Consider the following 7610-nt stretch of genomic DNA (forward strand, 5'->3'; position numbering starts at 1 on the left):
ACCATCCGGCCTTTCGCTTCGCTCCAGGTCCGCTCACGCCAGCGCCGTTCCGGGGTCGGTCTAGATGGGCCGTCCATGGCCCACTGGACCTCTCGCCGCATCCATGCGGCTCGACCCACTCCACGGCACTGGCGTTCGCCCTGCTGAACGGGGCGATTCGCCAGCCTGAAAGTATTGGTTGAATAACCCGTAACCCGTAGCGTGGACAACGGCGAAGCCTTGTCCACTGTCGGCGATCAAGCTCAGACGTCGTCCTTGAGCTATTGGAATCGCGGTCATGGACCGCTCCTACAGCAATCGGAAGATCCCGTAGGAGCGGCCCATGGCCGCGATAAAGACGTTGCCCCTATTCGGTAGTCAAGCTACTGCCAGCGGAAAACGCTGCGCGGTTTTCCACGCTACAGCTCTGGTGAACACTCAAGCCCTCACCCCTTCGCCAACTCTGCCTCGATGGCTTCCAGAAGTCGCGGATCATCCGCCGTCACATCCGGCGCGAAGCGCCCCACCACCTCGCCATTGCGCCCGATCAGGAATTTCTCGAAATTCCACAGCACCTCGGGCTTGGGATTGGGGCTGCCGCCACGGCTCACCATGCGTTCACGGAAGGGACCGTCGCCGGTCGCCTCGGGCTGGGCACGGGTGAGTTCTTCATAGAGCGGATGCTTGTCTTCACCCACGACGCTGAGCTTGGCGAACATAGGGAATTGCACGCCATAGGTCAGGGTGCAGAATTCCTTGATCTCGGCGTCGCTGCCGGGCTCCTGCTGCTTGAAGTTGTTGGCGGGAAAGCCGAGCACTTCCAGGCCGCGTTCGCGCTGGGCCTCGTAGAGGCGTTCCAGCCCCTCGTACTGGCTGGTCAGGCCGCACTTGGAGGCGACGTTCACCACCAGCAGCACCTTGCCCAGGTAGCGTTCCAGGGTCAGGGTTTCGCCATCGATGGATTGCAGCGGGAGTTTCATCAGGGTCGCGGTCATGGTCGGCTCCTCGGAAAGAAGCGACCAGCCTAGCGCAAAAACGCCGCCTCCATGGGCGGCGCCTGTCGGTCGGGCGGGGCTCAGCGCTTAAGCTTGACCACGTCGCCGGAAACGGTGGTGGTGTAGCCGTTCAGGACATAGGCCCAGAACCAGTTTTCCTGCACCTGGGCATTGATCAGGGCATCGCCGCCGCGGGACTTGATGGCGGCCTGCTGGGCGCGCACGAAGCGGTCGTTCTGCTGGACCGGGATGAAGCCCAGGATCATGAGACCGGTGGCCTTGCCCTCGCCATGACCGACGACGGTGTACTGCGACGGATCCAGATTCTGCGTCTTCATCGCGGTACCGGTGCAGCCGGCGACGGCGGCGGCGAGGGCGAAGGAAGCGGCGAGCTTGGCGAAACGTTGCATGGAGTCACTCCTTTTTGGGTTGGCAGCGTCGGGCATCGTTTCCCGACGGGGCGCACTCTAGCAGCGCCAGGCCCGGCGGAAATACCGTTCGCCCCGGCGATAGAACCGCTCCTCCCAAGGTCCCAGGGTTATCAGGTGATAGCGCCTCGATCTAAGCCGAGTCGGCCCGAGCTGCTACCATCGCCGCCTTTTCGTCCGGCGGCCGCGTCGGGCGCCGTATCGGAGACCTCGTGTGAATCTGCCTCTCGTCCTCAACCTCGTCGCCTTCGCCGTGCTGCTCGGCCTGCTGGCGCGTACCCGCAACACCGGCTGGAGCCTGGCCGTGCGCGTCTTCATCGGTCTCGCGCTGGGCGTGGCCTTCGGCCTGGTGCTGCAACTCGTCTACGGCCATGACGCCCCGGTGCTCAAGACCTCCATCGGCTGGTTCAACCTGGTCGGCAACGGCTATGTGCAGCTGCTGCAGATGAGCATCATGCCGCTGGTGTTCGCCTCCATCCTGGCCGCCGTGGCGCGGCTGCGCGAAGCCTCTTCCATGGGGCGCATCAGCCTATTGACCCTGGGCACCCTGCTGTTCACCACCGCCATCGCCGCCCTGGTCGGGGTGCTGGTGACCTGGCTGTTCGGCCTGAGCGCCGAAGGCCTGGTGCAGGGCGCCCAGGAGACCGCGCGCCTGACCGCCCTGCAGAACAGCTATGTCGGCAAGGTGGCGGATCTGTCGGTGCCGCAGCTGCTGCTGTCCTTCATTCCGAAGAATCCCTTCGCCGATCTGTCCGGCGCCAATCCCACCTCCATCATCAGCGTGGTGATCTTCGCCGCCTTCCTCGGCGTCGCCGCCCTGCGCCTGCAGCGCGACGATCCGGTGCGTGGCGAGAAGGTGCTGGCCGGCATCGACGTGCTCCAGGCCTGGGTGATGAAGCTGGTGCGCCTGCTGCTGCAACTCACCCCTTATGGCGTGCTGGCACTGATGACCAAGATGGTCGCCACCGCCAGTCCCCAGGACGTGCTCAAGCTGGGCACCTTCCTGATCGCCTCCTACCTGGGCCTGGGTATCCTCTTTGGCGTCCATGCGCTGCTGCTGACCCTGAGCGGCCTGTCGCCGGCGCGCTTCTTTCCCAAGGTCTGGCCGGTGCTGAGCTTCGCCTTCACCAGCCGCTCCAGCGCGGCGACCATCCCACTGAACATCGAGGCCCAGACCGAGCGCCTCGGCGTACCGCCGGCCATCGCCAGCTTCGCCGCCTCCTTCGGTGCCACCATCGGCCAGAACGGCTGCGCCGGTCTCTATCCGGCGATGCTGGCGGTGATGGTCGCCCCGACCCTGGGCATCAATCCCTTCGATCCGCTGTGGATCGCCACCCTGGTGGGCATCGTCACCCTGAGTTCGGCGGGCGTGGCCGGCGTGGGCGGCGGCGCCACCTTCGCCGCTCTGATCGTGCTGCCGGCCCTCGGCCTGCCGGTCACCCTGGTGGCGCTGCTGGTGTCCATCGAACCTCTGATCGACATGGGCCGCACCGCCCTCAACGTCAACGGCTCCATGACCGCCGGTACCCTGACCGCGCGCTGGATGGGCCAGCTGGACAAGGCCGCCTATGACCGCAACGACCGGGCCGAAGCGCCAGCGGCGCCGATCAGTCGCGGCTGAACCGCAGAGGGCTTCGGGTAGGTTGGGTTTAGCGCAGCGAAGCCCAACCTACCCTGTGCCTGGTTAGAACAGGCCCCTTTAGAACAGGAAATACCGCTGCGCCATCGGCAGCACCTCGGCCGGTTCGCACCAGAGCAGCTGGCCGTCGGCCTTGACCTGGTAGTTCTGCGGATCGACCTCGATGGTCGGCAGATAGCCGTTGTGGATGAGGTCGCTCTTCTGCGCGGTGCGGCAGCCCTTGACCACGCCGATGCGCTTCTTCAGCCCCAGTTGCTCCGGCACCCCGGCCTCAAAGGCGGCCTGGCTGATGAAGGTCAGACTGGTGTCGTGGAGCATGCCGGCGTAGCTGCCGAACATGGGGCGGTAGTGCACCGGTTGCGGGGTGGGGATGGAGGCGTTGGCGTCGCCCATCAGGCTCGCCGCGATGGCGCCGCCCTTGAGGATCAGCGTCGGCTTGACGCCAAAGAACGCCGGGCGCCAGAGCACCAGGTCGGCGAACTTGCCCACTTCGATGGAGCCCACCTCGTGGCTGATGCCATGGGTGATCGCCGGGTTGATGGTGTACTTGGCGATGTAGCGCTTGACCCGGAAGTTGTCGTTGCCGGCGGCGTCTTCGGGCAGCGGGCCGCGCTGCTTCTTCATCTTGTCGGCGGTCTGCCAGGTGCGGGTGATGACCTCACCGACGCGGCCCATGGCCTGGCTGTCGGAGCTGATCATGGCGAAGGCGCCGAGGTCGTGGAGGATGTCCTCGGCGGCGATGGTCTCGCGGCGGATGCGACTCTCGGCGAAGGCCACGTCCTCGGCGATGCTCGGGTCCAGGTGGTGGCAGACCATGAGCATGTCCAGGTGCTCGTCGATGGTGTTCTTGGTGAAGGGCCGCGTCGGGTTGGTGGAGCTGGGCAGCACGTTGGGGAAGCCGCAGGCCTTGATGATGTCCGGCGCATGGCCGCCCCCCGCGCCCTCGGTGTGATAGGTGTGGATGGTGCGACCCTTGAAGGCGCCCAGGGTGGTCTCGACGAAACCGGATTCGTTGAGGGTGTCGGTGTGGATGGCCACCTGGATGTCGAAGCGATCGGCCACCGCCAGGCAGTTGTCGATGGCGGCGGGGGTGGTGCCCCAGTCCTCGTGCAGTTTCAAGCCGATGGCGCCGGCCCGCACCTGCTCCTCCAGCGGACCCGGCAGGCTGGCGTTGCCCTTGCCGGTGAAGCCGATGTTCATCGGGAAGGCGTCGGCGGCCTTGAGCATCTGCGCCATGTGCCAGGGACCGGGGGTCACGGTGGTGGCATAGGTGCCGGTGGCCGGCCCGGTGCCGCCGCCGATCATGGTGGTGGTGCCGCTCATGAGCGCCTCTTCGATCTGCTGCGGGCAGATGAAGTGGATGTGGGAGTCGATCCCGCCCGCGGTGAGGATCATGCCTTCGCCGGCGATGACCTCGGTGGCGGCGCCGATGGGCACGCTGACGCCGGGCTGGATGTCCGGGTTGCCGGCCTTGCCGATGGCATGGATGCGACCGTGCTTGAGGCCGACGTCGGCCTTGACGATGCCCCAGTGGTCGACGATCAGCGCATTGGTGATGACGGTATCGACCACCTCGGCGGCGGGCAGCTGGCTCTGGCCCATGCCGTCGCGGATGACCTTGCCACCGCCGAATTTCACCTCTTCGCCGTAGACGGTGTGGTCTTCTTCGACCTCGATCCAGAGCTCGGTGTCGGCCAGGCGCACCCGGTCACCGGTGGTGGGGCCGAACATGTCGGCATAGGCTTGGCGGGAGATTTTCATAGACGTTGATCCCGAATAAAGGTGGTCCGGTTGGCCCTCACCCCGACCCTCTCCCGGAGGGAGAGGGGGAGGAGCGGGTGGCATCCTGTTGCCTCTCAGGGAGTCGTCCCTGGGAAGCTGGGTGTTCTGGTTTGCCCTCACCCCGACCCTCTCCCGGAGGGAGAAGGGGAAGGGCGGGTGTCGTCCTGTTGCCTCGCAGGGAGCCGTTCCTGGGAGGCTGGGTGTTCTGGTTGGCCTTCACCCTTCCCCTCCCCCGGAGGGAGGGGGAAGGGCGGGAGCTCGATGTCTGCTTTTAGCCCCCTCTCCCCTTGGGAGAGGGTTGGGGTGAGGGCGCTTGCCGCTACAACTTCCCCATCACCCGCCCGGCGAAGCCGTAGACGGTGCGCAGGCCGGCCAGCTCGACCAGTTCCACCTCGCGACTCTGGCCCGGTTCGAAGCGCACGGCGGTGCCGGCGGCGATATTCAGGCGCATGCCGCGCGCCAGGGCGCGGTCGAACACCAGGGCGTCGTTGGTTTCGTGGAAGTGGTAGTGGGAGCCCACCTGGATCGGCCGGTCGCCGCTGTTGGCGACGGTCAGGCTGAGGGTGCGGCGGCCGGCGTTGAGTTCGATGTCGCCATCCTGGATCTGGTATTCGCCGGGGATCATGGGCGCTGCTCCAGCATCAGTTGCATGAAGGTGAGGTCCAGCCAGCGACCGAACTTGGTGCCGACCTGGGGCATGTGCCCGGTGGTGATAAAGCCCAGTCGCTCGTGCAGGCGGATGGAGGCCTGGTTGCCGCTCTCGATGGCGGCCACCATCACGTGCTTGTCGCAGGCGCGGGCGCGTTCGATGAGCACCGTCATCAGGCGCGGACCGATGCCCTGGCCGCGCTGGTCGGGATGGATATAGACCGAGTGCTCGACGGTGTGGCGAAAGCCTTCGAAGGGGCGCCAGTCACCAAAGGAGGCATAGCCCACCACCGTGCCTTCGGCGTTCTCGGCGACCAGGATGGGGTAGCCCTGGGTGGCGCGCAGGTCGAACCAGGCCTGGCGGTTGGCCAGGTCCACCGGGGTCTCGTTCCAGATCGCCGTGGTGTTGCTGACGGCGTCGTTGTAGATGTGCAGCACGGCCGGCAGGTCGGCAGGGGTGGCGTCGCGGACGATCAGACTCATGGCGGACTCCCTAGGCGATCGGCTGGTGGACGGTGACCAGCTTGGTGCCATCGGGGAAGGTGGCTTCCACCTGGATCTCCGGGATCATTTCCGGGACGCCTTCCATCACCTGGTCGCGGGTCAGCAGGGTGGTGCCGTAGTGCATCAGCTCTGCCACGGTGCGACCGTCACGAGCGCCTTCGAGCAGGGCGGCGGAGATCAGCGCCATGGCTTCCGGGTAGTTGAGCTTCACCCCACGCGCCAGGCGGCGTTCGGCCACCAGGCCGGCGGTGAAGATGAGCAGTTTGTCTTTCTCGCGGGGCGTCAGGTCCATGGGTGTTCCGGTTGGCAGGTTCGGTCAGTGAAGGTCGATCATCGCGGCCGTGGGCCGCGCCTACAATTCTGCGCTTCCATGTAGGAGCGGCCCATGGCCGCGATCACGAAGATATCAGGTACTCCAGATTCGCGGCGGTACGGCAGCGCGGCCGAGCAGCGCCGGGCGCAGCAGGCGCCAGACCTCGATCAGCCAGGCGCGGGCCTGCAGCGATTCGGCGGCCAGGCAGCGGGCGACCACCAGGCCCGGCAGTTGGGTGAGGTCACCCCGCACTGGCAGGGCCAGCCCGCGGCAGCGCTCCAGGGTGTCGGCGTCCAGGGTGCCGGTGAGCAGCAGGGTAGCGAACACCGGCTGACCGGCGAGGCCGATGGGCGAGTCCAGCAGGCGATCCGCGCCGACCAGGCGCTGGCGCTCGTGCCACAGCGGGGTGCCGTCGCGACGGATGTCCAGATGGGCCTGAAACAGGCCGTCGGTGAAGCGCTCGGCGCTGGCCGGGCGACCCAGGGCGACGATATCCCAGTAGCAGAGGCGGGCGTCGCCCTCCAGCTCGATGCGGGTAGCGAGGTGGGCCTGGGCACCGGCGAAGACGATGGTCTCCTGGGGCAGCCATTCCAGGGTGGCACCGGCGGCGACGCGCAGCTCGACCTGCTGGTGGGCGGCGCTGTCGGCGCGATACCACTTGGCTGCGCCGGGACTGGTGAGCTGAGCCCAGGCGTTTTCGCCGACGCTGACGTCGATGTCCAGCCGATCCCCCCCGGCGATGCCTCCCGGGGGATGCACGATGATGTGCTGGCAGACCTCGGGGCCTTCGGCGTGCAGGTGTTTCTGCACCCGCAAGGGGCCGAGGTGGCGGCGGGTGGTCGGCCGGGTCCAGTCGCCCTGGCGGGCATAGGCCAGCTCCAGGCGCGCCAACCAGGCGGGGGTGAAAAGGGCAGAGGGCAGGGCAGAGGTCATCGGGTGGTCGTTGTTCTGGTTGGGGCTATTTGGGGAGCGCCTTGCAAGAATCTGACCGAGTGGGCAGAGGTTGGCTTTCGGCTAGGTATGGTGGGGGTGTTTGGCTGATTCTCGCGTTTTGATGATGCTTATATTTCGCTCACCCAAGCGCACCACCTTCACCGCTTCGGTAGGTTGGCGCTGAGCGGAGCGAAGCCCAACGTTGCGGAGGTTGGCCGTGATGCCTCGGTTTACCAGTGCTCTAGCTGCTTATCGAGGTCTGTTGATGGTTTTGTTTCGCCCACCCGGGCGAGTTACTTTTTGCAGTCGCCAAAAAAGTAACCAAAAACGCTTGCCCCACGTTTCGGCCCTCCGCTTCGCTCCAGGTCCCCTCACTCCGGTGCCGCTCC

Annotated in this window: 8 protein-coding genes; 1 reads left to right on the forward strand and 7 read right to left on the reverse strand. The window is 66.3% G+C overall.

The window, feature by feature from the left end:
• Window positions 1-425 precede the first annotated feature (425 nt).
• Together POR01S_RS23000 and POR01S_RS23005 are read right to left on the reverse strand one after the other, a co-directional pair.
• The gene (locus POR01S_RS23000; RefSeq protein WP_042138592.1) at window positions 426-974 is read right to left on the reverse strand and encodes a glutathione peroxidase; all 549 of its coding nucleotides are present in this window, start codon (window positions 972-974) and stop codon (window positions 426-428) included.
• 80 nt (window positions 975-1054) lie between these two features.
• Window positions 1055-1384 carry a hypothetical protein gene (locus POR01S_RS23005; RefSeq protein WP_007163001.1) on the reverse strand — a complete coding sequence of 110 codons (330 nt, stop codon included), beginning with the start codon at window positions 1382-1384 and terminating at the stop codon, window positions 1055-1057.
• Window positions 1385-1616: 232 nt separating this feature from the next.
• Between POR01S_RS23005 and POR01S_RS23010 the strand changes: the two genes are divergently transcribed.
• The gene (locus POR01S_RS23010; RefSeq protein WP_027600038.1) at window positions 1617-3023 is read left to right on the forward strand and encodes an L-cystine transporter; all 1407 of its coding nucleotides are present in this window, start codon (window positions 1617-1619) and stop codon (window positions 3021-3023) included.
• Window positions 3024-3101: 78 nt separating this feature from the next.
• On the opposite strand, the gene ureC is transcribed toward POR01S_RS23010, so the two are convergent.
• From ureC to POR01S_RS23035, 5 genes are all read right to left on the reverse strand, one after another.
• Window positions 3102-4802, reverse strand: coding sequence for an urease subunit alpha (gene ureC / locus POR01S_RS23015; RefSeq protein ID WP_027600952.1), 1701 nt, complete (start codon window positions 4800-4802; stop codon window positions 3102-3104).
• A 340-nt stretch (window positions 4803-5142) separates the two neighbouring features.
• Window positions 5143-5448, reverse strand: a complete 306-nt coding sequence (locus tag POR01S_RS23020) for an urease subunit beta (protein ID WP_007162998.1) — start codon at window positions 5446-5448, stop codon at window positions 5143-5145.
• A complete protein-coding gene (locus tag POR01S_RS23025; protein WP_042138595.1) occupies window positions 5445-5954 on the reverse strand; it encodes a GNAT family N-acetyltransferase in 510 nt (169 codons plus the stop codon). The genes POR01S_RS23020 and POR01S_RS23025 overlap by 4 nt, the downstream gene beginning before the upstream one ends.
• A 10-nt stretch (window positions 5955-5964) precedes the next feature.
• Window positions 5965-6267 (reverse strand): urease subunit gamma, encoded by a 303-nt coding sequence (gene ureA / locus POR01S_RS23030; protein ID WP_007162996.1) that lies wholly within the window; start codon window positions 6265-6267, stop codon window positions 5965-5967.
• Window positions 6268-6381: 114 nt separating this feature from the next.
• Complete coding sequence (locus POR01S_RS23035) at window positions 6382-7221, reverse strand: urease accessory protein UreD (protein WP_042138597.1); 840 nt, start codon at window positions 7219-7221, stop codon at window positions 6382-6384.
• Between the last annotated feature and the right edge of the window lie 389 nt (window positions 7222-7610).

Origin of the sequence: Pseudomonas oryzihabitans NBRC 102199 (assembly GCF_000730625.1) — a bacterium.
Taxonomy (GTDB): Bacteria; Pseudomonadota; Gammaproteobacteria; order Pseudomonadales; family Pseudomonadaceae; genus Chryseomonas; species Chryseomonas oryzihabitans.